Annotated in this window: 26 protein-coding genes, 1 pseudogene and 1 riboswitch; of the genes and pseudogenes, 6 read left to right on the forward strand and 21 right to left on the reverse strand. The window is 41.1% G+C overall.

Annotation, left to right across the window (positions count from 1 at the left end; translation table 11 throughout):
- Window positions 1-348 precede the first annotated feature (348 nt).
- The 6 genes from IOC57_RS11970 to IOC57_RS11995 all read right to left on the reverse strand — a co-directional run bounded on the left by IOC57_RS11970 (window position 349) and on the right by IOC57_RS11995 (window position 5,367).
- Window positions 349-618: an excalibur calcium-binding domain-containing protein gene (locus IOC57_RS11970; protein WP_207438932.1), complete on the reverse strand. Its 270-nt coding sequence runs from the start codon at window positions 616-618 to the stop codon at window positions 349-351.
- A gap of 170 nt (window positions 619-788) precedes the next feature.
- Complete coding sequence (locus tag IOC57_RS11975) at window positions 789-1,346, reverse strand: competence protein ComK (RefSeq protein WP_207438933.1); 558 nt, start codon at window positions 1,344-1,346, stop codon at window positions 789-791.
- Window positions 1,347-1,504: 158 nt separating this feature from the next.
- Window positions 1,505-2,542: a DNA sulfur modification protein DndB gene (locus IOC57_RS11980; protein WP_207438934.1), complete on the reverse strand. Its 1,038-nt coding sequence runs from the start codon at window positions 2,540-2,542 to the stop codon at window positions 1,505-1,507.
- Window positions 2,529-3,635, reverse strand: a complete 1,107-nt coding sequence (locus IOC57_RS11985; RefSeq protein ID WP_207438935.1) for a DNA sulfur modification protein DndB — start codon at window positions 3,633-3,635, stop codon at window positions 2,529-2,531. The genes IOC57_RS11980 and IOC57_RS11985 overlap by 14 nt, the downstream gene beginning before the upstream one ends.
- Window positions 3,636-3,961: 326 nt before the next feature.
- Window positions 3,962-4,273: a protealysin inhibitor emfourin gene (locus IOC57_RS11990; RefSeq protein WP_207438936.1), complete on the reverse strand. Its 312-nt coding sequence runs from the start codon at window positions 4,271-4,273 to the stop codon at window positions 3,962-3,964.
- Between the two features lie 32 nt (window positions 4,274-4,305).
- Window positions 4,306-5,367 carry a M4 family metallopeptidase gene (locus IOC57_RS11995; protein WP_207438937.1) on the reverse strand — a complete coding sequence of 354 codons (1,062 nt, stop codon included), beginning with the start codon at window positions 5,365-5,367 and terminating at the stop codon, window positions 4,306-4,308.
- Window positions 5,368-5,740: 373 nt separating this feature from the next.
- Here IOC57_RS11995 and IOC57_RS12000 point away from each other — a divergent pair, with 373 nt between their 5' ends.
- From IOC57_RS12000 to IOC57_RS12020, 5 genes are all read left to right on the forward strand, one after another.
- A complete protein-coding gene (locus tag IOC57_RS12000) occupies window positions 5,741-7,084 on the forward strand; it encodes a PepSY-associated TM helix domain-containing protein (RefSeq protein ID WP_207438938.1) in 1,344 nt (447 codons plus the stop codon).
- Between the two features lie 27 nt (window positions 7,085-7,111).
- Window positions 7,112-7,579 (forward strand): FixH family protein, encoded by a 468-nt coding sequence (locus IOC57_RS12005; protein WP_309487698.1) that lies wholly within the window; start codon window positions 7,112-7,114, stop codon window positions 7,577-7,579.
- A 237-nt stretch (window positions 7,580-7,816) separates the two neighbouring features.
- Entirely contained in the window at window positions 7,817-8,299 is a 483-nt protein-coding gene (locus IOC57_RS12010) for a hypothetical protein (protein ID WP_207438939.1), read from the forward strand.
- Between the two features lie 492 nt (window positions 8,300-8,791).
- A complete protein-coding gene (locus tag IOC57_RS12015) occupies window positions 8,792-8,950 on the forward strand; it encodes a hypothetical protein (RefSeq protein ID WP_207438940.1) in 159 nt (52 codons plus the stop codon).
- Entirely contained in the window at window positions 8,947-9,114 is a 168-nt protein-coding gene (locus IOC57_RS12020) for a hypothetical protein (protein WP_207438941.1), read from the forward strand. Before IOC57_RS12015 ends, IOC57_RS12020 begins: the two co-directional genes overlap by 4 nt.
- Window positions 9,115-9,313: 199 nt before the next feature.
- Here the strand turns inward: IOC57_RS12020 and IOC57_RS12025 are convergent, their stop codons facing one another.
- The 12 genes and pseudogenes from IOC57_RS12025 to IOC57_RS12080 form a co-directional block, all read right to left on the reverse strand.
- Window positions 9,314-10,513: a phosphoglycerate dehydrogenase gene (locus IOC57_RS12025; protein ID WP_207438942.1), complete on the reverse strand. Its 1,200-nt coding sequence runs from the start codon at window positions 10,511-10,513 to the stop codon at window positions 9,314-9,316.
- A gap of 137 nt (window positions 10,514-10,650) precedes the next feature.
- A riboswitch (ZMP/ZTP riboswitch) is annotated at window positions 10,651-10,729 on the reverse strand.
- Window positions 10,730-10,850: 121 nt separating this feature from the next.
- Window positions 10,851-12,191, reverse strand: coding sequence for a sugar porter family MFS transporter (locus IOC57_RS12030; protein WP_207438943.1), 1,341 nt, complete (start codon window positions 12,189-12,191; stop codon window positions 10,851-10,853).
- Between the two features lie 23 nt (window positions 12,192-12,214).
- A complete protein-coding gene (locus IOC57_RS12035; RefSeq protein ID WP_207438944.1) occupies window positions 12,215-12,640 on the reverse strand; it encodes an RbsD/FucU family protein in 426 nt (141 codons plus the stop codon).
- Window positions 12,633-13,547: a fumarylacetoacetate hydrolase family protein gene (locus IOC57_RS12040; RefSeq protein ID WP_207438945.1), complete on the reverse strand. Its 915-nt coding sequence runs from the start codon at window positions 13,545-13,547 to the stop codon at window positions 12,633-12,635. Before IOC57_RS12040 ends, IOC57_RS12035 begins: the two co-directional genes overlap by 8 nt.
- 15 nt (window positions 13,548-13,562) lie before the next feature.
- Window positions 13,563-14,336 carry an SDR family NAD(P)-dependent oxidoreductase gene (locus IOC57_RS12045; RefSeq protein ID WP_207438946.1) on the reverse strand — a complete coding sequence of 258 codons (774 nt, stop codon included), beginning with the start codon at window positions 14,334-14,336 and terminating at the stop codon, window positions 13,563-13,565.
- Window positions 14,333-15,148, reverse strand: a complete 816-nt coding sequence (locus tag IOC57_RS12050) for an SDR family NAD(P)-dependent oxidoreductase (RefSeq protein ID WP_207438947.1) — start codon at window positions 15,146-15,148, stop codon at window positions 14,333-14,335. Before IOC57_RS12050 ends, IOC57_RS12045 begins: the two co-directional genes overlap by 4 nt.
- A 30-nt stretch (window positions 15,149-15,178) precedes the next feature.
- Window positions 15,179-16,342, reverse strand: a complete 1,164-nt coding sequence (locus IOC57_RS12055) for a UxaA family hydrolase (protein WP_207438948.1) — start codon at window positions 16,340-16,342, stop codon at window positions 15,179-15,181.
- Window positions 16,342-16,668, reverse strand: coding sequence for a UxaA family hydrolase (locus tag IOC57_RS12060; protein ID WP_207438949.1), 327 nt, complete (start codon window positions 16,666-16,668; stop codon window positions 16,342-16,344). Before IOC57_RS12060 ends, IOC57_RS12055 begins: the two co-directional genes overlap by 1 nt.
- Entirely contained in the window at window positions 16,649-17,515 is an 867-nt protein-coding gene (locus IOC57_RS12065) for an amidohydrolase family protein (RefSeq protein ID WP_207438950.1), read from the reverse strand. The genes IOC57_RS12060 and IOC57_RS12065 overlap by 20 nt, the downstream gene beginning before the upstream one ends.
- A gap of 430 nt (window positions 17,516-17,945) precedes the next feature.
- Window positions 17,946-18,962, reverse strand: a complete 1,017-nt coding sequence (locus IOC57_RS12070; protein WP_207438951.1) for a LacI family DNA-binding transcriptional regulator — start codon at window positions 18,960-18,962, stop codon at window positions 17,946-17,948.
- A gap of 158 nt (window positions 18,963-19,120) precedes the next feature.
- Window positions 19,121-19,539, reverse strand: a pseudogene (locus IOC57_RS12075) (VOC family protein).
- Window positions 19,540-19,647: 108 nt separating this feature from the next.
- The gene (locus tag IOC57_RS12080) at window positions 19,648-20,139 is read right to left on the reverse strand and encodes a PTS sugar transporter subunit IIA (RefSeq protein WP_207438952.1); all 492 of its coding nucleotides are present in this window, start codon (window positions 20,137-20,139) and stop codon (window positions 19,648-19,650) included.
- A gap of 444 nt (window positions 20,140-20,583) precedes the next feature.
- Here IOC57_RS12080 and blaOXA point away from each other — a divergent pair, with 444 nt between their 5' ends.
- The gene (gene blaOXA / locus IOC57_RS12085) at window positions 20,584-21,375 is read left to right on the forward strand and encodes a class D beta-lactamase (protein ID WP_207438953.1); all 792 of its coding nucleotides are present in this window, start codon (window positions 20,584-20,586) and stop codon (window positions 21,373-21,375) included.
- A 128-nt stretch (window positions 21,376-21,503) separates the two neighbouring features.
- Here the strand turns inward: blaOXA and IOC57_RS12090 are convergent, their stop codons facing one another.
- The 3 genes from IOC57_RS12090 to IOC57_RS12100 all read right to left on the reverse strand — a co-directional run bounded on the left by IOC57_RS12090 (window position 21,504) and on the right by IOC57_RS12100 (window position 24,895).
- Window positions 21,504-23,261 (reverse strand): SulP family inorganic anion transporter, encoded by a 1,758-nt coding sequence (locus tag IOC57_RS12090; RefSeq protein WP_207438954.1) that lies wholly within the window; start codon window positions 23,259-23,261, stop codon window positions 21,504-21,506.
- A 15-nt stretch (window positions 23,262-23,276) separates the two neighbouring features.
- Window positions 23,277-23,870: a beta-class carbonic anhydrase gene (locus IOC57_RS12095; RefSeq protein WP_207438955.1), complete on the reverse strand. Its 594-nt coding sequence runs from the start codon at window positions 23,868-23,870 to the stop codon at window positions 23,277-23,279.
- A 287-nt stretch (window positions 23,871-24,157) separates the two neighbouring features.
- Window positions 24,158-24,895 (reverse strand): PepSY domain-containing protein, encoded by a 738-nt coding sequence (locus IOC57_RS12100; RefSeq protein WP_207438956.1) that lies wholly within the window; start codon window positions 24,893-24,895, stop codon window positions 24,158-24,160.
- Between the last annotated feature and the right edge of the window lie 8 nt (window positions 24,896-24,903).

Genomic DNA, 24,903 nt, shown 5'->3' on the forward strand with positions numbered 1-24,903 from the left:
CAAAAATACTTAGATAACTCTAGACATCCAGAACTTGAAATTATGACAAAGCTTTATGTCATTTCCAGGATTGACATAAAGTTTACGCTGCAGTATGTTGTCATGCTTCATGTTGAAGTGAATCAGCTCTTAAAAAGCTCTCCTCCCATTTGATTGAATGTTTTGACTATTTACATTGAAATTGTAAGACAAATTAAAATGTAAGTCAATCATAATATTTTAAGTTTCCTTGTATTTTCTTGCCTGTAAAATAATGATGCAATTTTCTATAGATTAGGGAGCAATAACCTTTACGAAAACAGCACAAAAAAAGAGACCTTTCTTTTAAAAGGTCTCTTAGATTACTCCTTATTTTTCACAGGCGATCAAGTCTTTGTCACGATCGCTTTTTTTATTGGCATCATATAGCGCCTTTGAAACGTAAGGTTTGTATTTCGTTTTTCCTCCTTTATTTTTAACGGAAGATGTACGAGCTACGCCTCCTTTGTAGTCTTTATTCAATGCTGTACAGTTTTTATATGTCTTCACCTTCGTTTTGGCACTGGCAACATCATTTGCGCCAAACGAGAGACCCAATACTAGTCCAAAAGATAGTAAAACAGCAAATAATCGTTTCAAAATACGCACTCCATTTCCTAAATATTAACTATTTACTAATCATAATATATCATTTCATTATTTACAATAACTATCTTTCTATAGCTAGAGTTTTCTTAAATAAAGCCTGCTCTCACTTTATCAACTCCTAAGAAAAGACCGCCAATTCGGCAGTCTTCCTCTCATTGATTTTATTTTCCCTTACCTTTCACCCTGTAATGGACCTCTCCCGGTTCTTTACAAAAGGTGATTCCGCTTCCCGGTTCGTAATAAAAGGTCTTTTTGCCTAATGAGCGTTCATGAAAGGTCGTATGAAGATAGGATGCTTGGTCCCTTTTGAAAGCGAGCTGATTCTTGCTTAATGATGCAGGAAGGCAATGTCCGTAGTTTGTGTGGACAAGCGTTTCTTTTTCGTTCATTCTCTCTAACTCACGAATGTGGATGTAGGAAAACCAGACTCCCCCTCTTTTTCGGAATGAGCGTGAAGAGAACCAGACCATTCCCAGCTGGGCGTTTATGCATACGGGCAGTCTGTATTTACCTCCAAGCACGGATTTGGCTGCTGCAAGTCCACCATCCAGATCCAACCCAAAGTGGTTTAACGTGTTATTCAGGATTTCCTGGCGCGTTTGGGCAACATGGAATGTGTCGTCTCCTTCCACTACCGTAGTCATCTCCACACCATTGGCATCGTAACGCTCCAGCATTCCTACCGTTTCCATATTCAATAAATAGTTTTTTCGTATCATCCTTCCATTCACTCCCCATTTCCCTATTCCTTTTTATGGAGTATACTGGACATAGAGGCAGGTATACTCCTGCTCGCAAGCCCTTAGGTGATTGTCTGACGGACGTCCTCACCTAGGGGTTTTTTACTGTTTTCACCATCACATTTCCCCTCACCTCCTCAACAGCTATCCAGCCAGCGTACTAGCTCTTCGATATTGCATTTATCTTTGCTTAGGTAAAATAAGGGCGGCCGCCCTTTGTATACTCCTTTAAACTCCTTCCAAATGGGATTATCAGGGCTCCAGTCCACCTCATTCAATTTTGACATTCTCGTTGAAATCAGCTGTTTTCTTTGTTCGATATGCTGGTTTTCCATTTTGTCATTGGCATAAAGGGCCACGGCAACGAAAAGCGGATAACTGGCTAGCATGCATTTTGTGTAATCTCCCATCAATTGTGCAGGGTATAAGTCAAACAGTTCATTAAAATACAGATGAATGAGTGTGATGTATTCACTGTTCGAAAGCGGATTATATGATACTTTCTCTTCAATGTTCACGTGTGCCTTCCCAGTCATGAAGATGCCGATGACCTGCCTCAATTGCGACAGCGATAGCAGATTTTTATTGGCTGGACGATTGATGGACCGCTTTTCAAGTTCGACACCGGCTGATTTTAACGATTGATGGGTATGGAGCACCTGATTGGTAATGACGTTGAGTTTGTTTCGCGAGTCAAATGAAATACGTTTGGAAAGGGCCACTTTCTTGCCTTTTAGATTAAGATCCAGATAGAGCTGGGATTCTTCCGCTTGTGTAAGCCCTTCAAATACTTGGAGCGCAATCGAGCTGTCCTTCATGAGTGAATCCAGTTCGTATGCTTGTTTCACTTTTTCTTCATCCTTCTTTAACGCTTTAAGGATGCTGTTCTCCAATTGCGCGAACGCCGCTATTCGTTGGGTTCCATCGATAATCGATAGTTCGATGGGTTTTCCATTAGGGGTTATCCCAGTTCCTTCCCGGCTGTTCGCAACAAGTGGCGGTAGGTAAATATTTTTCGTTACTGCATTGTCCAAAAGATAGTTCTTGATCGACCGGACCCGCAGCTGGTTGATTTCCCTGGTGGCGATTTGACCATTGCGGTACATATGGACCAGTTCGATGATTGAGTAGGAAACCATCGTCCTTCTTTTCCGGTCCAATTCACTTAGAACCATGCAGCCACCCTCCTTCTTGTTCTATTGTTCGTTTGAACGCGAGAGCCGTTTTCTGGATGGCGTTCGTCGTCGAATGGTTTTTGACTCTGTTTTTCAAGGGGTCGTAGATGTGTAAAAACAGTGTATCATCATGCTTCCAAGTGCAGGCTTTCTTCAAATGCAGCATATGATCGATGGCATCTTCATAGGGGATTTCGTGATGTTTGTGGAGTTGGTGGATCGTTTGGGCAAGGGCTATTTGAATGCCGGAGTAACCAGTTGTGAATGTAGTCCGGTCTGTCATCTTCTTCGGAAAGATCTTCAGCCATGACTCGAAAAACCCGGTTGCGATGTGGATGATTTCGGCCTTGGTCGCATCACCATAATTGGCTTTACCCGTTTTCGCGGTGACGTTTCCTTCAAATAAAGCGATAAGGCAGCGCCTCATGATCGTCAGCGTAGTTAACGCCGTACAGCTCACGTTAATCCTCGAAAGGGCGGCTTCTATCTCCATTTTACTTTCTAATATTCTGGCAATGTTCCGTGTCAGTTCTGCATATTCATCGCGTTGATCATACTTCATCACCAAACCGTTATGCGGCTCTTTTCGCTTCGTATTAATATCATTGAATAGCTGTCTTTCTTCATGCGTTTCCAGGTTTAAGTAGATTTGAATGGTGACGGGGTAGGTCTTTAACTTATCGATTTGATTTTGGAGCTTTGCCGCTTTGGAAAAGTTACCGATCTCTTCTTCCGTTTCCTTCCGCGCCCTTACGTGACTGATGGCTGAAATGAGGGCATAGGTCCTATGCTGACCGTCAAGTATGTATATTTTACTTCCCGGCGTCAGTTCCCCGCCAACGGGCACTTCTTTAATCGCCCCCCTGCTCGAGAAGATGAATGGGGAAAAGTAAAAGTCCCCTTCCGATACAGAGTCGATGATGAACTCCCTGATTTCAGTCCTTCGATTGAGATCCAGTTTTCTTTGGACGGCCTCATCGACCTCGAATATCGCCTCCAGTGTCGAGAATTGAATCTGCGAGATTAATATTCTTTTCCCGAATTGGGTAAAACTGTTTCCGGCTATCGTCACTTTCATTTCTTGATATGTCATTCACTTCACCTCTCTGCGACCATTATCCTATTTAATGCTTTTTTTGTAAAACCGAGCTAGTTTTTACTCTTTCCAAATTCGTTCCCTTTTGTGTCTGCATTACCTCTTTGATTGGCTTACTCTTTACAAAATTCCATCAAAGGGCTATACTTTCCAATTTCCTTTTCAAATCTGCTACTCTTGATCGCCATTTTCTTTTTATTTTGTGTCCATTTAGAGAACAAACAGCCAATAACCATATAAAAGTGAAATGAAATGACATTTTTGTGAAGTTTTAAGACCACGTCAAAAAAGTCTATCTGGATGATAGACTTTTTTTGACGTGGTTATTCTGCCATCTTTATTTCAATTGCTAAATTCCGTAAATAATCCAATAAAGGCCGTACTTCCTCTGGAGCTGTTACGTCAGTAAATGAGAAAGACTGCTTCTTCTTTTCATCGGCTATATCCAGCTGGTATGAAAACGAGTCGAACCCTTGCCCCTTTACCATTTTACTTTGGATAGCATTAGGAAGGTCAGCTGTCTTCATTAAGTTCTGTAATTCCTCATGCTTCTCCTTCGGCAATTCATCCGTATCCATCTGGAAATCCAAGTCGAGGTTGGCAAATCCCCCTATGCAGCTAAATTTGATATGCATGATAGATGAAGCCTCCTATTCATGTAATATGACTACTCAGGCAGTCCAACCGCTTTAAAAGCATTTTTTATTGTCTCAATGGCTGTTTTCGTAACTTCACCGCTATCAACAAGTTTTTGCGCTGCTTTGATGACAATTTGCACGAATTGATTGAAATTTGCCGTTGCAAATAAATTCTGCATCGCATGGAACCAGATCAAAGCCGCTTCATCCGTTCCGATTTCCATGGATACTAGATAAAAGGCCTTGTTTGGTATGCCGCTATTGATATGGACACCATGATTATCGCGTTCTCCTTTATAGAAGTTCTTCATATGATCCGGCTGAATATCTTTACCCATTAACTTATTGTCATATGCAGTACCTGGTGCTTTCATCGAGCGGAGTGCCTGCCCTTTCAGTGTTGGCCCCATTATATCAGCACCGATTAGCCAATCGGCATCTCCTGCAGTTTGCTTTAGGTGAAATTGTTTTATGGCAACTCCAAAAACATCTGAAAGATGTTCGTTCAAAGCCCCGGACTGACCTTCATACTCCAATCCACTTGTGAACTGCGTAACCCCATGTGTAAGTTCATGCCCAATTACATCGAGTGAATTGGCAAAATTGCTAAAGATGACCCCATCGCCGTCACCAAATACCATTTCATCACCATCCCAATAGGCATTCGTGAATTTATTGCCATAATGAACGTTCAGAATGAGGTCAAGGCCTTGGTTATCAATTGAGTTACGGTGCAAGACATTCTTGAAGTAGTCACGCACAACTCCGCTATAATCAAATGCAGCGTTAACAACAGGATCTGCACTAGACCGATCTCCTTCTTTCCTAGCCTCATTCTCCCGGAGTTTCGTTCCTCCTTTACAATCGTAAACATGGCGGGCAGACTCACCTTGACGTCCAGATCCTGCATCCGTTAAAGCGATAACACCGTCAATATCGTATTCTTTCAAAATTCTGCGCCTGTGCATTTGACGGCTTTTCGCTAAACTGATCCGTGCTTCTTCCACTTCATTTTGTGCCAAATTCTCAAGAATGTAGTTAGGTACGATGAAACACTGACATTTCATTTTGGAACAATCTCTTTTGTGCATATCCGTCACTCCCTCATGTTTTTTTACGATCTATTACAATTTCTTTTTTCAAGCTGATTTTCTTAACAGCATCCATCAAGCTCTTTTGCAGTTTCATCTGATTGGTTCAAATTGTGATCTTGATGCTCTCCATAACGCAACCATTTCTATAGTTTACTTTCGCCGCACTTCCCTCATTTCCCTCCATTCCTTCCTACTCTACTACTTGCTCAACTAGTTCACTCCTTTGTTAAAGGTGTTCTTCTTCGATATGACCATATCTTTAACAAATACAAACTTCCTTTATTAAAATAAATTTCATATTTTTCTCACATTTGTTTTTTATCATCTATTATAGGTGAGTTTAATAGCATTGCTTGGAGGTCCTGTATAAATGGAAACTAAACAACCAAACACCTCTCTGTATAGAACCATATGGAGATGGCATTTTTACGCTGGAATTATTTTTGCACCCTTTCTTATCATTTTGGCAGTTACTGGCTCAATCTATTTATTTAAGACACAGATTGAACAAGTGCTTTATCAAGACTACCAAGAGGTAACACCGCAAGGAGATGAATTACCAGCATCCCAGCAGATTGAGAAAGTGAAGAAGCTATACCCTGATGCAGTGGTGACAAAATATCATCCTGGAGAAAACCCCTCCCGTTCAAGCGAAATAAGCATTACTACTAATAATGAATCTCTTACCATTTTTATAGACCCTTATACAGGTAAATCCATTGGAGAGTTAAATGATGAAGACAGAATTATGAATAAGATCGAGGAAATTCATGGTGAACTGATGGCTGGCACCTTGGGAGATAGAATGGTAGAGTTAGCTGCATGTTGGGCACTTGTGTTAATTGTCTCTGGACTTTATTTATGGTATCCCAAAAATAAGCTAAATCTTTCTGGTGTTCTTTTTCCAAGAATAAATAAAGGTAAGAACACTTTCAGAAGAGATTTACATGCAGTACCTGCATTTTGGATATCAGGAGGAATGTTATTTTTAATTATGACAGGTCTGCCTTGGTCAGGTTTTTGGGGAAGTAATTTTCAATCAGTAGCTACCCATTCCGGATTTGGGTATCCTCCTTCCATTTGGATTGGAAGTGCTCCAACATCCTTAATTAAAACAAAAGACATTGCCGATGTTCCTTGGGCAGCAGAAAATTTAGATGTACCAATCTCAGATATTCAGGGTTTTATCCCACTTTCCATGGATGATGTAGTCACGATAGCGAATCGCGAGGGTATGCATCCAAGTTATAGCATTAACATTCCACAAGAACCGGATGGCGTTTATACATTGTCAGCATTTCCACCGCAAGCACAAGATGAAGCGACTATCCATATTGATCAATATTCCGGTGCTGTTCTAGCTGATTATCGTTATGATCATTACGGTTTAATAGGAAAAATAGTGGCTTGGGGAATTACCTTGCATAAAGGGACTCAATTTGGTGTGATTAACCAAATGATTAGCCTTCTTATTTGTTTAGGAATTATGCTTGTTGCATTTAGTGGTTTTTCTTTATGGTGGAAGCGAAAACCGAAAAAAGGATTAGGTGCACCAAAAGCCCCTCCTATAAAGAACATGAAATTCTTTCTATTTCTGTTAATAGGTCTAGGGATTTTGTTTCCTTTGGTTGGTTCGTCCCTTATTGTTGTTTGGCTAATTGACTGGTTAATGATTAAAAGAATATCTGTAGTAAAGAAGTTTTTGAATGCATAATTCGAAATGTAAAGGGTGGCTTTTGCCGTGACAAAATATATCTGTATTTCTTTAATCCTCATTTTCAACCTATTGTTAAATATGTGTTCACTTGAAAAGGATGTCACTACTCTATACAAAGAAGAAACACCACTTGAAGCGGAAATAATTATACCAGCATCCTTTTCAGCTAATACGCAGGAGACCATGAAAGCTGTTCTTACTCAAGGTGGTAAAAAGGTTGAAAACGCAGATTTTGTTCATTTTGAGATATGGAAACAAGATGGCTCACTCACATATAGTATGGAACAAACTGTGGAAGAAGGAAACGGTACTTATACTTTAAGAAAAAACTTTGATAGTGATGGCCTATATTATATAAAAGTACATGCGAGTAACGATGGTTCAATCATTATGCCTCAAAAACAGTTTATCGTAGGAAAACTGTCTAAAAGTGAATTGAAATTCTTGCAAAAAGGGAGCCAAAAACAAGAAAGTCATGAACATCATCATTAATTCATTTATTTGAAATTCCGGTTTTCAATTGAAGACCGGAATTTTTATTTATGTTTGTTTACCACGTTCATTTTTGGATATTTTATGGATCGAAAGGAATACATTACAGGAAGGGATGTAATTCTTCCCCTTCGCTTATTCGATTATTCTGCTCGTGCTGCATATACTGGATGGATTGTTCCCTTAAACAAGGGAGCTTCCTCAGAACATAAACCACCTTTAAGGGAGGACATAGCATTGGTAACTTCACAAGGAACTGCTTCAGTTAGCTTTCCATTCCCATCTGTATGGGGTATCCACTCTTCAATAGCCGGCAGAACGATTATTTGGGGTACACTTACCATAAGCTCCATTATAGATAATAGGGTTGTTGGTACTGTTAATTTTCGTGGTGTACCCATCCCGATTAATGGATTTTGGAATGAAAGCACCAAACAAATCGCATTTGATTCACCTTATGCCACTTTCTCTGGCAACTTAACCATAATTGATGATCTCCAGATTAGGATTCGACATTTCATACTACAAGGACGTTTTCTTATGAAACCTCCCTCTCTACAAGCAGGTGAGTCTGGATCGTGGATTGCCACTACCGATATAGCTCTGAATGAATATCCTGTTAGTGGTAATGCCTATTCCGAGCAGTTACCTCCAGTTGGAGCTTTTTTAACATCGAATATCCTTCATCGGCATCAGAATTTTTTGGGAAGAACAATATAGGGTAATCCACTTGTAGAAAAGGTGTTTAACATAGGGATCGTCTCTGTATTTCATCGGGACGATTCTTTTACTTAGAGGAAATTAACAAAGGTCATATTGAACTGATAGATTGGTTGAGAATTTTGGGATTACTTTTTTGATACATCATCTTTTCCTTTGTTTTAATTAAGTTTTCCCTCATATTAATACATTTCGATGTAACTCAGATTCATAAAGAATAAGCACACCAGCGACTCCATTACAAGTTGCTCCCTGGTTCACCGGCGTTCAGCTGACCGCAATGCCTCCCCTGTGGGGGGCCTCCTAAAATAAAGAAAGCTACCATTTTACCTATCTTACTAGGCAGATACATATGATGAGATAGGTAAAATGATAGATAACTTTTGAATCCATTCCCTCAAAATGAGTACAGATGGAATATAGATTGACAGGATTCCCCCTGTACTTCATACTAAATTTACAGAATATTCGGTAGATTAGGAGAGTGAAATGATGAAACCGACAGTAACGACAATGACTTTACCATTATCAGATGTCCGAAGGAGAAAAAATAGTACAAGCTTAATAAACGTAATAGCAGAAAAGGATTTTCAAGTGGCTCAAATGCTTGATGCATTAAAATTTGAGTATAAATGGGGGGATGACGTATGACTAAGCACAGAATCCTTTTAACCATTCCGATTTTGCTATATGGAATTTACATATTTGTTGTCATTCAAAACGATAAGGATACTCCACTTTATTTGCATCTACTATTCGCAATCTACTTGATGTTGTTTGTACATTATGAAGAAAAAACGGAGATGGAACGATGACATATTTTTTTCTTGGAGAATTTCGATCTAACCGTACCAGGCTGAGTTCCTTGTAATCCCTAGGTTCTAAACGCGTGAGTCCGTTGAGCACACATTAAGTGGCTTTTTTTGTTCAAAATCATTAATAAAGCCTAAAAAAGCCCCAACTCCTTAAAGGATTTGAGGCTTTCATTATTTATCATCTTTCTTCCGGTTCCAATCAGATAATACGAGTTGTAACGATGCCTTCGATTTGTTTGATTTTTTCTTCCAATCCAGGAATGATATCGCCGTTTACTTCACCGTCAATATCAATGATCGTATAGGCATATCCTCCACGGCTTCTGTTAACCATGTCAGCGATGTTCAGGTTAAAGCCAGATACAGCCAGTGTGATTTGCCCAACCATGTTCGGAACGTTTTCGTGGAAAGTTGCCACACGGCGGTTTCCTGTATAAGGAATGGAAGTATTCGGGAAATTCACAGAGTTCTTGATGTTCCCTGTTTCTAAAAAGGTCTTCAACTGACGAGCTGCCATGATGGCACAGTTTTCCTCTGATTCTAGTGTAGAGGCACCAAGATGCGGAATGGGAACGACATTTTTCATTTTCAACACGTTTTCATTCGGGAAGTCTGTAATGAACTTGCCTACTTTTCCGCTTTCAAGTGCAGCTTGCATATCATTTTCATTCACTAGCTCGCCGCGTGAGAAATTCAAGATATGTACGCCCGGCTTCATGATGCTGAATGTTTCTTGGTTAAACATTCCTCTTGTGTCGTCAGTTAATGGAACGTGTACTGTAATATAATCAGATTCTGCGAACAATTCCTCAATCGTCATGGCGCGTTGTACATTGCGGGACAAGTTCCAAGCTGTATCAACAGAGATGAACGGGTCAAATCCAATGACGTCCATGTCCAGATCCAGGGCATCATTCGCTACAAGTGCACCGATCGCTCCCAAACCGATTACGCCAAGAGTTTTCCCCTTGATTTCTTTACCAACGAATTGTTTCTTTCCTGCTTCTACAAGCTTTGGAATTTGCTCTCCTTCGCCTTCCAGCGTCTTTGTCCAGGCCACACCGGCAAAAAGATTACGAGATGAAGCCATTAATGACGTTAGCACCATTTCTTTTACAGCGTTTGCGTTAGCTCCAGGTGTATTGAAAACGACAATTCCTTGCTCAGTGCATTTGTCGACCGGAATATTATTGACTCCTGCCCCTGCCCTTGCGATTGCTTTTAACTGATCGCCGAATTCCATAGTATGCATGTTGAAGCTGCGAAGAACGATCGCATCAGGGTTTTCACTGTCATTATCAACTTTAAAATCGCCTTTGTTGAATACATTTAGCCCACTTTCGGCAATATTATTTAACGCTTTGATCGTTTTGACTTTTTCTAAAAGTATTGTACTCATTTTGTTTGCTCCTCTTTTGATTATGATAGTTTTGAAATTTCAAAATACTGCCAAGATTTTTAAGCCCATGAAAATCTGCATCCTTTAAACCTTCACTATCTGTTAATATACAGAAAGAGGCAAGGGATAAACTCCCTTACCTCTGCCCAGGCGAACGGCTACGACACTATGTGTTCCCTCACGGTTATCCGTGTTTCGCCAGTTGCACATAGTCTTTTTCATTTATTTCATTCTATCAAACTATTCAGCAATCTTCAATATCATTTTAAAGGTTTATCCTCTTTTTGTTTCAGGTTATGACAGAATTCACAGCTCATTGCGATTGCGAATGCCAAACTTACGCAGGTTTAATGGACTTTTCCAAATCTTGTTCACGCCAGTATTCTTCAATTTCCTCCAATGATTTCCCTTTCGTTTCAGGGGTTTTATAGTGTATGAAAACGCAAGCGACCACTGATAAGGCCGCATAGATGAGAAAGACGTTATTGCCAATGACGTTTAACAATGGCGGGAACGTGTATGAAAAAAGGAAGTTCAATGTGTATTGTAAAAAGGTGATGACGCCCATTCCGATCGCTCTTGCCTGCAATGGCAGCACTTCCGGTATGAATAACCAAAAGACAGGGCCAAGGCCGATTCCGAATGCGAAGACATATAAGAACACACAAACCATGCTGAGGATCGTATAATCCGAAAATAGTGCCAATCCGATCAACGGCAGGACCTGTCCGCCGATACTGTAGATCAGCAGCGTTTTTCTGCCTAGTTTATCAACGATGAATAACGAGATGGCAGTTGAAACCACCAAGGCCGTTCCTATTCCGAAGTTTGCTATATTGGAACCGCTCCATCCGTTGATTTCAACACCGTCGAAAATGATCGGGGCAAAGTATACAACGGCATTGATTCCCGTGAAGACTTGGAAGAATGTTAAGATGAAATTCATATTCAATATTTTTTTATATTGGTGTACTAAATGTTTGAATCCTACGCTTTGCTGTTTAAGAGAATGATTGATATCACTTATTTCATCTTCCACCTCATGCTTCGTCCCTCTTAGTTTCATCAAGACTTTCCTTGCACGCTCTTCCTTTCCTGCAGCCATCAGCCACCGTGGGCTTTCCGGTGAGATTAGCATTCCAAATGTGAAGATGGCTGCTGGAATGATCCCGATACCGAGCATGATTCTCCAAGATCCGCTAGCGGAGAAGGAAGCCCCCACAATGTAAGCACTCAAAATCCCGACGTTTACACTTAATTGATATAAAGCACCGATCAATCCCCTGATTTTAGGTGGAGCCAATTCCACTAAATAAATAAGGGAACACATATTGGCTATCCCACAGCCGATTCCAAGGATGAACCGCGATGCAATTAAAACGCTTACATTTGTGGCGAAGGCACATCCAATCGATCCGGCGATGAAGGTGATCCCTGCTCCAATCAGGAGCGATTTCCTTCCAAGCACCTTGGATAGTGAGGTGGAGAGGACGATGGCAGGCAATGCCCCTAATAGCAGGAAACTTACAATCAATCCTTGACCTGACGGGCTTAATCCAAATTCCTCGGTGATGAATGGAATCGCTGGAGAAATGGCACCGGAATCAAAACCATATAATAATCCGGCCAAGCCGCCAAAAATCGCATAAATATACATAATATTCGGAATCTTCTGCAAAGTGATCACTCCTTTTAGATAAATTAAAGTACACCTTTTTTCAATATGAGATTCGCATACTGTGCTCGTTCACTTGTTGCGATAATGGCATAGGCCGCTTCACTTCGCTCGTAAAAATCCATTCGTTCCAATTTTCCGATCTTGATAGGGATATCGTTCGTTTTTTTCATTATTTCGTCATAACTCTTCCAGATTACAGGGCTTTTTTCATCGCCTTCCACAGGATTCATCAGTATGGCGGGATGTGTGACATACGTATCGAGTGGAAAGAATGCCAATATTGCTTCCAGGAAGTCGGCCACACCATGGCCATGTCCGTTGATGATCCGGCTTGAATGACTTGCAGCCGGATAATTCCCGTCTGCAAGTACGATTTCATCACCGTGCCCCATCTCCATCATGACTTTCATCAATTCAGGAGAAAGTATGGGCGGAATCCCTTTAAGCATTCGTCATGGCCTCTTCGCTTTCAGCCACGAATGTGTTCGTGAGTGTTCCCAGTTTTTCGATTTCAACGGTGACCACATCCCCTGGCTGAATATAAACCCGCTGTTCGGCCGGTAAACCCAATACGACTCCTTCAGGTGTACCTGTCAATATAAGATCGCCCGGTTCCAATGTCATATGCTTGGAAATATAACTGATGATTTCCGCGCATGAAAAGATCATATCGGATGTATTGGAATTCTGTCTAATTTCATCATTTACGTACGTTTTCAACTGCAGGTCGTTTGGATTTCCCACTTCGTCGGCTGTTACCAAATAAGGACCAACAGGACTGAAATCATCACAGGTTTTCCCAAGCAGCCATTGCGGTGTTCTCATTTGCAGATCTCTTGCCGACAAATCGTTGACCGTACAATACCCGAACACATGGGAGAGTGCTGCTTCTTCGGAAACATTTTTTGTCTTTTTGCCGATTACGATTCCTAGTTCCACTTCATAGTCCAGTTCATTCGTTACGCTTGGAAGGGCAATCTCACATCCATGACCCGTCAATGTATTATCAAACTTGTTAAATAAAATCGGCACTTCAGGATACGGTGCATTGGTTTCATCTGCATGTCTTTTGTAATTCAGTCCAACACAAATGATTTTATGTGGCTTCGTAACGCTGGGACCGTATGAGAGCCCTTCCTCATCAATTGAGGCTGCCATTCCTTCACTGACAGCTTCATGGACCTTACTTTCAAATTCATCCCGTTCGGATTGGCTGAAATTTATCACTTGCATCACATCCGACACGATTTGGTTCCATTCATTTCTCTTTGCCGTTTCTTCGATATCTATTAACTGATCCCCAATTTGAACAGCCAGTTTCTGCTGTTCACCTTTTGTAAAAGTAGCTAGTTTCATTGTTTCTTCCTCCTTTTATGCATTTTTCCCAAAAACAACCCCGCCATCGATATATAGAGGCGATCCCATCATGAACGCAGACTCATCCGAAGCTAAGAACAGTGCCGCTTTTGCCACGTCACCAGGTCTGCCCAAATCACCGCTCAACTGTCTTTTCTTGATTGTGCCGATGGCAACCTCGGGATCGTCATAGGAAGTTTTCAAGTACTCTTCGACGAACGGAGTCAGGATCGTACCCGGCAATAAAGCGTTCACCCGAATATTATAAGGCGCATAATCCACTTGCATCGCTTTCGTCAAGGCAAGTACAGCGCCTTTCGTTGCTGAGTATGCAGCACGTTTCACGAGTCCCATTTCCGCTGCACAGGATGACATATTGATAACGACCCCGCTTTTTTGTTCCATCATATAAGGGATCGTGTATTTAGAAGGCAGATAAACCCCCTTCACATTCACGCTCATGATGCGGTCCCACACATCCGGTTCCACTTCATCCACCCTGCCCACGTTTGAGATTCCAGCATTGTTGAACAATATGTCAATTTTCTTATAGGTTTCGATGATCTGGGAAATTGCAGATTGAACCACTTCCGGAACCGTTACATCCACTTCATAAAATGCCGCTTTCCCGCCAGCTTCCTCTATTTCAGAAACGGTGCCCTGCCCATTTTCTGCATGAATATCGGTAATGATGACAAATGCGCCTTCTTTAGCGAATAAACGGGCAGATTCCTTTCCGATCCCGCTTCCCCCGCCAGTGATGACAGCAATTTTATTTTTTAGTCTCATGACGTTACCTCCTGTTCATGATTCATATGATCTTCAGGCTGCGCCGCTTTCACCGTTAAACCGCCATCCACCATTAACAGATGCCCGTTGATTTGCATCGCTTCATCGGAAGCCAAAAATACGACGGAATCACCAATTTGTTTTTCGGTTCCAAGTCGCTTCATCGGATTGGCTTCAATCTCTTTTGCCAGAATTTGCGGATCTTCCAAATATTCCTCACACATATCAGTCGCAACGGTGCTTGGGCCGACAGCATTCACATTGATATTGTATTTGCCTAGCTCGATCGCCAATGCCTTCGTTAAATGCGTGGCAGCCGCTTTCGATGAAATATAGTGGGGTATGACCGGACTCGTGACAAGGACGCTAGCCGTCGATGTAATATTGATGATCTTGCCATATTTATTTTCGATCATTCGTTTCGCAGCTCTTTGCGTCGTCAAAAAGATCGATTTCACATTGGTCCGATACGTCTCATCCCATGTTTCTTCGGAAAGGCTCAAAAAAGGTTCAAACGGCGCAATACCAGCATTATTCACTAGAATATCAACCATTCCCAACTCCTTTTCCACTTCATCGATCATGGCATCGACATCTTCCTTCACCCCAACGTTCGCTTTTACGACGATCGCTTGGATATGGAACTCGGATTCTACCTTTTCTTTTAAAGCATTCGCTTTTTCAAATGAACCTGGCGATGTATAGTTGATAGCCACATTGGCACCTTCTTCAGCCAATCTCATGACAATCGCGGCACCGATTCCCCGGCTGCCCCCTGTGACAAGTGCTGTTCGATTATTCAATTTCCCCATATGAATTCTCCTCCCTTTCCCTATCTGTTTCTAAAGGCTGATGCTGATCCGGCTGATTGAGAATTCCTGATGTCCAAGAATTTCCGCCTTTGTCAGCTCACCCTGTGCTGTTTTAACGATCGTTTCGAACATGCGATTTCCCGCTTCCTCCGTCGTTTCTTTTCCTTTCATGACAGGACTTGTATCAATATCGATGTTATCGATCATCTTGATGGCCGTATGTTCATTTCCCGTTATTTTGATGACCGGGATAATCGGGTTCCCTGTTGGTGTCCCTCTTCCTGTCGTAAAACAGACCATATGTACACCGGCTGCCGCCATGCCTGAAACACACTCGATGTCATTCCCCGGGGAATCCATGAAGTAATAGCCATTACCCGGGATTTCTTCCGCAAATGATAAGACATCGTTCAATGGGGCCGTACCTGCCTTGCTGATGCAGCCAAGCGATTTTTCCTCGATGGTCGAGAGCCCCCCCTCTATATTGCCCGGGCTCGGGTTTCCGCCACGCATATCTGCCCCGATGCGTTCCACTTCTTTTTCGAATCTATCAACATATGCATATAGTTTATTTGCCACTTCTTCACTCACTGCTTTTTGGGCAACAATATGTTCTGCCCCGATGATTTCAGTTGTTTCACCCATTACGATTGTACCGCCCTGTTTCAGGAGCTGATCAGCCGTTTTCCCTAAAACGGGATTGCTGCACAGACCGGATGTTGCATCGGAACCGCCGCATTTCACACCTACTATCAATTCTGACATGGGGGCATCCACTTGCGGCACTTTTTCGAGTTCCAGAAATAACCCCTTCGCCACTTCAGTTCCATTCTTAATCGCGTTTATCGTCCCGCCTGCATCTTGGATATCAAGCCACTCTACTGGTTTTCCTGTTTCTTCTTCGATTTCCCGTTTCAATACTTTGGCATCAATCACCTCACAGCCCAAGCTGATCAATAGAACCGCACCAACGTTTGGGTTTTTCCCCATTCCTCCAAGAAGTTTATGCGTACGTTCTTTGTCATCACCAATCTGGCTGCATCCATGCTGATGCGGAATGGCCACTGATTCCGGTACAGCTTGCTGGATTCTGTTGGCCACATGGTTGGCGCAAATGACAGTAGGAATGATCAATAGATGATTACGGATTCCAAACTTGCCATTTGAACGGCGATACCCTTTTATCATGCTCATTATTTTTGTCCCCCTTCCGCCTTATCGCCTCTGCCTCTGATGCCCTCAATATTTTGTACATGGACATGTTCACCAGGCTCGATATCCTTGGTGGCTGCACCGATCACTTCTCCATATTTGATGACCGCTGCCGATCGCTGAATCGGTTTGATTGCGATTTTATGCCCAAATGGAAGCGAATGCTTTGCTTCCACAGCCTTTGTTTGACCATTGATGACATAGAGTAATGTTTCCCCTTCTTCCACACCTTTCAATGAAGTCGCTACATTATCCTGATCAGACATGACGATGCTTGTAATGTCCTGTTCATAAACTAATTGGCCCATTTTCCTCTCCCCTTTCTTTTAGTTTGTAAAAGGCTTCAGCATTCCCAGAAAATATCCCATCCACTTCAGCTTGTGTTAAAGTTTCCGGTAAATTCCCTTTAATGACCGCCACAGTGTCTTCATAGCTCCCAGCTGATAAACATACAGGCCAATCGCTGCCGAAAAGTAAACGGTCCGGCCTGAATGCCCGCACAATATCTTGTATGTATGGCTTAAAGTCATCCACCTTCCACATTGCCGAATCCGCTTGGGTCAATAAACCCGACATTTTGCACCAAAGATTCGGAAACTGTGACAAAGCATTCATTTCTTCTTGCCATTTGTTTAATTCCCCTGGTGAAATATTCGGTTTAGCCATATGGTCAATGACAGCTCTTAAGTCAGGAAGCGTTTTCATTAATGTTATAACAGCTGAAACATGTGTATGATTAATCAACAAATCGAGCGGAAGATCATATCGAATAAGTAGTTTCAGATTTTCCACAACTTGTTCTTGTAAGATCCAAGCATTGTCTTCCAGATCCTGCAACATGGGTCGTAAACCAACAATTCCCGATCGTTCCATTAAAGAATCCAATTGCTCAGGGAAGGATGGGGCGGATAAGTCAAGCCATCCCACCACGCCATATATCCAGTCATGGCTATCATACAAGGATAATAGAAATAAAGTCTCTTCATAGGTTGGAGCCGCTTGCACAAGGACCGTCCCCGAAATATCATTCCTATGTATTAAGGGCGATAAATCTTCGGGAAGATAATCCCGATAGAGGACTCCCATATCCTTTGTAAGCCAAGAGTAATCACCTCGGTCAATTCTCCAAAAATGCTGATGTGCATCAATAATCATGCTGGCCTCCTTTTGTTACGCTTATGTTACCGGTAACATTAAAATAACAATAATATTTTAAATTGTCAATAAATTAGTTGGAATCTTTTGAACTGGACTAAATTTTGGACTTTCATTTTCTTACTCTATCTATCTGTCTATATTCTTCGCTCTTATTTGATTTCTTTTCAAAAAATATTATTCTTCTTATGAAATGGTTAATATTAGAAAAAATCACTAAAAAAGGAGGGACTGCAATACGAAGAACTAGGAGGTAAGACAATTTCCGTTGAGGTGCTTGAAGATAATAAAGCCCGGAACTTCCATGAGTCATCTGGTGCTGAATTGAATCTATTGGTTTATATGTGGAAGGATATGAGCCCAGTATTGTTATGAACGACATGCTTTTGGGAGAGGCCACTTATTCTTTGGCACAACAAAAAAACTCCTATTATTTTATAGGAGCTCCTGATGATTTCCTGATTACCAATTCAGGCTTTAAATTGATCGTCCGATAGTCGGCAGGACCGACTTCATCCACTCGCTCGATCACTAATTGTGTTCCTAGATATCCGAAGTCGTAAGCGGGCTGTGAAGATACGGTTAAAAAGGGATCGAAGTCCGAGAATAATTCCAAGTCGTCAAAGCAAACGACAGCAATGTCTTCAGGTACTTTAATCTGTTTTTCTCGTAAACTTTTTATAATTTTGATGGCAATGAAATTATTGGCGGCAAAAATCGCCGTTGGCCGCTCAAGGGGAGGGACATTCATTAATTCGTCGATACCGCTCCATTGCTTTTCCTGTTTGTAATGAGTCTCGATGACGAAAGAGTGATCGATGGTCAAATCATTTATTTTTAGTGTTTCAACATATGCTTGATAACGCTCTTTGGAAGTGGAGATCGTAAGCGGACCATGAACCAGCGCGATTCGTTCGTGTCCAAAATCGATAAGATGCTGAAGAAGTTTTTTAGTTCCTTCATAGTTATCACCAAGTACCCGATCACAAGAAACATCTTGAATTTGCCTATCTATCAATGTAAATGGGATCCTGTTTTTTATTAATTTCTTCAAATTTTTCGTCGATTGATCGCCTGTCGGTGCAATAATGACGCCATCCACCCGTTTTGAAATCAAAGCATCGATATAGTCACTCTCTTTTTCGTAATCCTCATCGGTATTGCATAAAATGAGCTGATATCCCATTTGATTGGCTTTATCCGCGGCCCCTCTCGCTACCTGGGTGAAAAAGGGGTTCGTGATATCGGTTATGATTAATGAAAGCAGCTTCGTTCTTTTAATATTCAAACTTTGGGCAGCGGAATTCGGTATATAGTTCAACTCTTTAATAACCGCTTCAACTTTTTCCCTAGTCTTTTCACTGATATTTCCTTTATTATTAATGACTCTCGATACAGTCATCGTTGATACATTCGCTTTTTTTGCAATATCGTAAATTGTCGTCACTTTTTGTACCTGCCTTTACATTATCCCTTATATTGTATCATAAGTATAAATGGTTATTTTATACTTTAACACTTAGAAGATCATGTTAACCCAGATACAGTACGGAACTACAAAAAAAAGACACAGTCCTTCGTGAAGGTTTGTGCCTTATATTTGTTTTAATTTTGATTAAATCCGCTTTCGTCCATATAAAATACTTCCCAAGAATGTCCGTCGATATCCAGGAAACTCCAACCGTACATGAAACCATGATCAATAGCTTCATTAAAAGGCTTTCCGCCAACATCCAGTGCCCTATTCACGATCTCATCGACTTCTTCCTTACTTTTAACGGATAGGGCGACGATGGCTTCCGTACTGGATGCAGAATCCGGGATTTCCTTCTTGGTAAACGTTTTAAAGTAATCTTCCACCAATAACATGACATATATGGACTCGCTGATAACCATGCATGTCGCATTTTCATTGGTCATTTGCTCGTTAAACTCAAAGCCGACCTTTGTGAAAAAAATTCTACTGAGGCATCCAAATCTTTAACAGGCAAGTTTACAAAGATCTTTTCTGCTTGAACTCCCATCCAATTCACCCTCGCTTGATTTATTTGTTCACTCACCTACTATTCGCTGCATTTTTCGATTATCCTGCTTGCAGCATAAAAGGAGAGATCACCATGGAATCTTTCTTTTTACTTCAAATAGATACTCATAATCTCCGTTTCATTAATATATGCTTGGGTACTATTTGTTTTTTGTAGTTTTTGAACTAGCTCGCCATTCGTGACAACAACCGGGGTTACGATACTTGGAGCTTTGGATTTCAGAAAATCGATATCAAATGTAACAAGCTTGTTTCCTGCTTTTACACTTTGCCCCTCTGCGACATGGACTTCAAATCCCTCACCTTCAAGGTTAACTGTTTCTAATCCAATATGTATCAACAATTCTATGCCATGCCTTGTTCGGAGGCCTAGGGCATGTTTAGTATGAAAAACCTGGATTACCTCTGCATCGATTGGAGATACGACCAGCCCTTCCTCAGGAAGAATCGCTATCCCGTCCCCCATCATTTTTCCAGAAAACACCGGATCCGGAACATCTTCAATTTTTATTACTTGTCCATTAATAGGAGCGAGCAGTTGTTCCACACTTTCTTTTTTACTGAATAATTTTTTGAACATAATAATTCCACCCTTCTCTTTCAGTCTTGAAACCTTACATCTCACAAGGAAACGTTGAATATTTTTGTTAATTCTGATAATAATCAATTTTTTTATTCGCTTTTGATTTACCTTCTGCTTTCTTCATATTGTTCTCTTCGACTTTAAATATAACAATCTCGATTATAAGTTACTAATCATTTTATTTCACTTTTTTAATTTTAAGATCACTTGCTATATTATTTGTTGTTTTTTATAGTATCACAATGAATTAGACCTTAATATATTATCCATTCTTTTTTGAGGTCCGCCGTTACAGACCATGAAAAAGATGGATAAAGTTGTATAAAATAAGGTTTCGTTTTCTATTCAAAATAGGTATACTTTAGCTACCAACCTATTTTATGGAAATTTATTCTGTATTTCTGATGATCGACCAATCCATGCCTTAAAGGGGAGTGTGTAATGAAAATCAAAACGTTATGTTTCATTCTTGTCCTGCTAGTCACTGGTTCCATGGGCACGATTCATGCAAATGCAAAAGATCAAAAGGTGAAAGAACTGGATATCGGGGAATCTTTCGGTGGTGCAAAAGGCACGATGGTTCTCCAAAACTTAAAAAATGAAAAAGTATTTATCTATAACAAACAGAGAAGTAAAGTACGCTATACCCCGGAATCGACATTCAAAGTCGCGAATGCATTAATCGGCTTACAGACAAAAGCGGTGAGCGATGAATATGAAGTGAAACGCTGGGATGGCGTAATCAGGGAATTTGAAGATTGGAACAGAGACCATACGCTGGCTTCAGCCATGAAGCATTCTGTGATTTGGTATTATCAAGCAATGGCCCGCGATATCGGGGCGGAAAACATGCAGCAATATGTGAACCTGCTCGATTACGGCAATCACGATATCTCTGGTGGGATCGATCAGTTCTGGCTCGATAGCAGCATAAAGATTTCCGCCCGGGAACAAGTCCAATTCATCGAAAATCTTGTAGAAGAAAAACTGCCTATCGATAAGCAGCATATGAGAACCGTTAAGAGAATCCTGATCAATGAAGAAGTAGACTCATATGTCCTCCATGGAAAAACCGGTACACGCCTTTCAGATTTGGGATTGGGCTGGTATGTGGGTTACATCGAAACGGACAAGGGAAAATGGGCCTTCGCCACCAACTTGGATGGCAGCGGGAGTAAAGCCAAAACGATTACGCTGGATGCCCTGAAAGAGTTGGATATCATAAAAGAATAAAAGTTCCCACGCATGCTCGTAAGTCGGGCATGTGTTTTGCTTGGTCTTAAGATATCTGATAGGTAGACTTTATAATCAAAAAGAAAGAGCATCTGCCAAAAGCAGATACCTTATCTTCTTGACAGGAGTCATGTTAACCCTATCTCCCGGTTTCCTTTTTGTTTTAATAACGCAGGCTTTGTAACTGGCTGCGAAAGTGCGGTACATTCAGCAAAGGAAAACTGTTTACACCCTTTACAACGGTTCTCATCCAGATTGGATATAGCTCTATTAATGGCATCACCCGTACTGGAAAAGAACCGTTCTTCACCAACCAGTTTAATAAAGCCAGTTTTTTTCAGCATTTCTTTAGGTTCCTGTTGAATCCCGGAAATCAACACTTGTCGATTATGAAACTTGAATTGCTTTACGATGTCGGTTAGAAGTGCTTCTCCCGATGTATCAATAAATGGCACATTGCTCATTCTTAATAGAAGGACTTTTGGTTTAGAACGGATTATTTCTTCGAGTTCTTCTTGCAGCCTTTCGATTGAACCAAAGAATAAAGGTCCTTCTATCGTATAAATGTTAATCTGCGGACAGCTTGATCCTTGTTGGACCATTTCTGGTTTAACTAGTTTATCAGCTGGATCTGGTAATACCTTTGATAATTTCAATGTACCGCTCATCAGTTTAACGAACGATAGAATGGCTAATAATAAACCGATCCCGACGCCGGTTGTCAAGTCAATCAATACGGTTAACATGAAGGTAACGATCAATACGATCGAGTCCATGGTTTTTGCTTTTAAGATATGCGAAAATTCTTTGCGTTCGCTCATATTCCATGCGACAAACATAAGAATGGGGGCCATACTGGCCAAAGGAATGGCCGAAGCATATGGAGCCAAACTGACTAACACCAGCAATACCATCAGCCCATGGATCACACCTGATATTGGGGAAACGGCACCGTTTTTAATATTCGTTGCGGTACGCGCGATGGCACCTGTAGCCGGGATGCCTCCAAATAAAGGCGTAATCATATTGGTCAATCCTTGCCCCATCAGCTCTTTATTGCTGTTATGTTTACTGTTGGTCATGCCGTCTGCCACTACAGCGGATAATAGTGATTCAATTCCTCCAAGCATGGCAATGACCAAAGCAGCCGGAAGGAGTTCGATCACTAAGCCGCCCGTGATATGGGGAAACTGAAAATGGGGCAATGCATTAGGAATGGCGCCATAAGCCGAACCAATGGTCGCTACCTGACCAGGAAAGAATAAGCTAGCGACTAGAGTTGATACAATCAATCCCAGCAATGCACCAGGGATTTTCGGTACATATTTTGGAGTTAATATGACGAGAGTTAAACTTATGATAGCTACCAGTACACTATAGATATTCACCGTATTGAAGTTCAATAAGATTTCTTTCATATTTAAAAGAAAGGCTTCTTCTTTTTTTAAGTTACTGAGTCCAAGGAAATTGGCAATCTGGCCAGAAAAGATAATCACTGCAATTCCAGCAGTAAAGCCAATGGTAACCGGACGTGGAATAAACTTGATGAATCTTCCCAGTTTGAAGACACCTAAAAGAAAAATCATGATGCCTGCCAGGAAACCGGCGATTAACAGTTTTTCATATCCATACTGCATGACCACACCGAACAAGACGGGGACAAAGGCTCCAGTCGGGCCTGCAATTTGATATTTCGATCCTCCAAAAAAGGAAACCATAATTCCTGCAATAATTGATGTGTACAGTCCGTATTCCGGTCTTACTCCAGAAGCAATCGCAAAAGCCATCGCTAAAGGAATCGCTACAATCCCAACTACCACCCCGGCAACCAGGTCTTTCTGAAAATGTCCTAAATTGTATCCTTCAAGCCTGTTAGAACCCATCATTTTATCGCTCCTTTTTTATTGAATATGTATTTCATCCTTGCTGACAATGTTGCTATATCCATCTATGATTCGATCCAATTTACCCGTTTCGGGATGGATGACCATACCATGAACGGCAATGGAATCCGGTAATAATGGATGGTTTTCGATCAAACGGACACTATTCATTACACTTTCCTCAACGCATTGAAAACCTGACAGCCACTTTGATAAATCAATACCAGAGTTTGTAAGGACATCAATTTGCTCCTGACCGACTTCCTTCTGCTTTGCTGCGTCAAGCAGTGAAGAGGATTGAAGACCCACCATACCGCATCCGTGATGTCCGATCACACACACTTCCTCCACTTTCAGCTCATAAATAGCGACAAGGATACTGCGCATAATGCTGCCAAAAGGGTGCGAAACAATCGCTCCAGCGTTTTTAATGATTTTCGCATCTCCATTTCTTAACCCCATCGCCTTTGGAAGCAATTCCAACAGACGGGTATCCATGCATGTTATGATGACGATCTTTTTATCGGGATACTTTGTCGTTTGAAACTCTTTATATTTATTTTGATCGACAAACGTCTTGTTATAATCCAGAATGCTAGAAATAACTGACATTACTCATTCTCCTTTCGCTTGCAAATCTTTGTAAAGGTGTGAAAATGTTCTATGTACAATAATCCGTTGCCTTTCACCGGCCCTTTATTCCATGTTAGAGAAATTAAATTAGAGTTAAATGATAGAAGGATTAGAAATTAGTGAGAATTATTACATTTTCTTCTCTTTTTTTGCATATTTCTTACTCACCGAAGCCAAAAAAAGGGTGATGCATATTAGACAGCCAATATGCATCACCCCTTTTTATGAGTTGTTCCATTTCTGTCTAGATTAATACACCCTTTGTTTTATTCAGGGCCATCATTATCATTATCATCCTCTTCATCATCTTCCCATGTGATGGTTTTTACTTCTTTTGTGTAACCGTCCACTTGGACGACTGCGTCTCGATCGTCCTCTAATTCAACTTCGACCAAATAATAGGGTGTCTGATCTGAGGGCTGATAAAATTCTGTATCGTCACCTGTCCCTTTTACATGTTTTTCCGCAATTGCAATTGCTTCGTTTTCTGTAATGATACTATCTGCTACCATTTTCGAACCAATAATAGCTCCTGTATACGGGTTGAGTATTAATGTGATTTTTTCGTTATCCTTATTTACCACTGCTTTATAATAGGAGTTGTCTTTCTCCTTCACAAAATCAATTTGTTCCAGGTCACCTTGTGAGGAAATACGCGCCATTATTTCATTTTGGTTCAGTTGCTTTTGGGGTATTTTTTCCGTCGTTTCTTCAGCTGCATGAACTATTATTTCCTTTATAGAACGAACTTCACCGCTTTTCGCATCCATCCTAATTTGATATACCCCGGTTTCAAGCTGCATGTCAATCTGATATTCTTCACCTTCACTTTTCGTTGTCTTTATAATGGTTCCAGGATATCTATCCTTTGCTGTCTGGTTCACTTCTTCTTCCGTCAAGCTTTCCGCGGATAATGATGGAGCCCACCATTGAAATCCGACGAATAATGACAGACCAAAAACAAGAGCCGATCCAGCTGTTATCAGCACTTTTCCATTCTTCATCGTATCCC

Origin of the sequence: Bacillus sp. SD075 (genome assembly GCF_017355165.1) — a bacterium.
Taxonomy (GTDB): Bacteria; Bacillota; Bacilli; order Bacillales; family DSM-1321; genus Peribacillus.

Excerpts from the sequence above, each read along its gene's own strand:
- IOC57_RS12045 (WP_207438946.1), bottom strand. The coding sequence starts at position 14,336 with ATGAGACTAAAAAATAAAATTGCTGTCATCACTGGCGGGGGAAGCGGG.
- IOC57_RS12100 (WP_207438956.1), bottom strand. The coding sequence starts at position 24,895 with ATGAAGAATGGAAAAGTGCTGATAACAGCTGGATCGGCTCTTGTTTTT.
- blaOXA (WP_207438953.1), top strand. The coding sequence starts at position 20,584 with ATGAAAATCAAAACGTTATGTTTCATTCTTGTCCTGCTAGTCACTGGT.
- IOC57_RS11975 (WP_207438933.1), bottom strand. The coding sequence starts at position 1,346 with ATGATACGAAAAAACTATTTATTGAATATGGAAACGGTAGGAATGCTG.
- IOC57_RS11990 (WP_207438936.1), bottom strand. The coding sequence starts at position 4,273 with ATGCATATCAAATTTAGCTGCATAGGGGGATTTGCCAACCTCGACTTG.
- IOC57_RS12040 (WP_207438945.1), bottom strand. The coding sequence starts at position 13,547 with ATGAAACTAGCTACTTTTACAAAAGGTGAACAGCAGAAACTGGCTGTT.
- IOC57_RS12080 (WP_207438952.1), bottom strand. The coding sequence starts at position 20,139 with ATGTTCAAAAAATTATTCAGTAAAAAAGAAAGTGTGGAACAACTGCTC.
- IOC57_RS12095 (WP_207438955.1), bottom strand. The coding sequence starts at position 23,870 with ATGTCAGTTATTTCTAGCATTCTGGATTATAACAAGACGTTTGTCGAT.
- IOC57_RS12015 (WP_207438940.1), top strand. The coding sequence starts at position 8,792 with ATGAAACCGACAGTAACGACAATGACTTTACCATTATCAGATGTCCGA.
- IOC57_RS11980 (WP_207438934.1), bottom strand. The coding sequence starts at position 2,542 with ATGGTTCTAAGTGAATTGGACCGGAAAAGAAGGACGATGGTTTCCTAC.
- IOC57_RS12025 (WP_207438942.1), bottom strand. The coding sequence starts at position 10,513 with ATGAGTACAATACTTTTAGAAAAAGTCAAAACGATCAAAGCGTTAAAT.
- IOC57_RS12090 (WP_207438954.1), bottom strand. The coding sequence starts at position 23,261 with ATGATGGGTTCTAACAGGCTTGAAGGATACAATTTAGGACATTTTCAG.
- IOC57_RS12050 (WP_207438947.1), bottom strand. The coding sequence starts at position 15,148 with ATGGGGAAATTGAATAATCGAACAGCACTTGTCACAGGGGGCAGCCGG.
- IOC57_RS12060 (WP_207438949.1), bottom strand. The coding sequence starts at position 16,668 with ATGGGCCAATTAGTTTATGAACAGGACATTACAAGCATCGTCATGTCT.
- IOC57_RS11985 (WP_207438935.1), bottom strand. The coding sequence starts at position 3,635 with ATGACATATCAAGAAATGAAAGTGACGATAGCCGGAAACAGTTTTACC.
- IOC57_RS12020 (WP_207438941.1), top strand. The coding sequence starts at position 8,947 with ATGACTAAGCACAGAATCCTTTTAACCATTCCGATTTTGCTATATGGA.
- IOC57_RS12000 (WP_207438938.1), top strand. The coding sequence starts at position 5,741 with ATGGAAACTAAACAACCAAACACCTCTCTGTATAGAACCATATGGAGA.
- IOC57_RS12055 (WP_207438948.1), bottom strand. The coding sequence starts at position 16,342 with ATGAGCATGATAAAAGGGTATCGCCGTTCAAATGGCAAGTTTGGAATC.
- IOC57_RS12035 (WP_207438944.1), bottom strand. The coding sequence starts at position 12,640 with ATGCTTAAAGGGATTCCGCCCATACTTTCTCCTGAATTGATGAAAGTC.
- IOC57_RS11995 (WP_207438937.1), bottom strand. The coding sequence starts at position 5,367 with ATGCACAAAAGAGATTGTTCCAAAATGAAATGTCAGTGTTTCATCGTA.
- IOC57_RS12065 (WP_207438950.1), bottom strand. The coding sequence starts at position 17,515 with ATGATTATTGATGCACATCAGCATTTTTGGAGAATTGACCGAGGTGAT.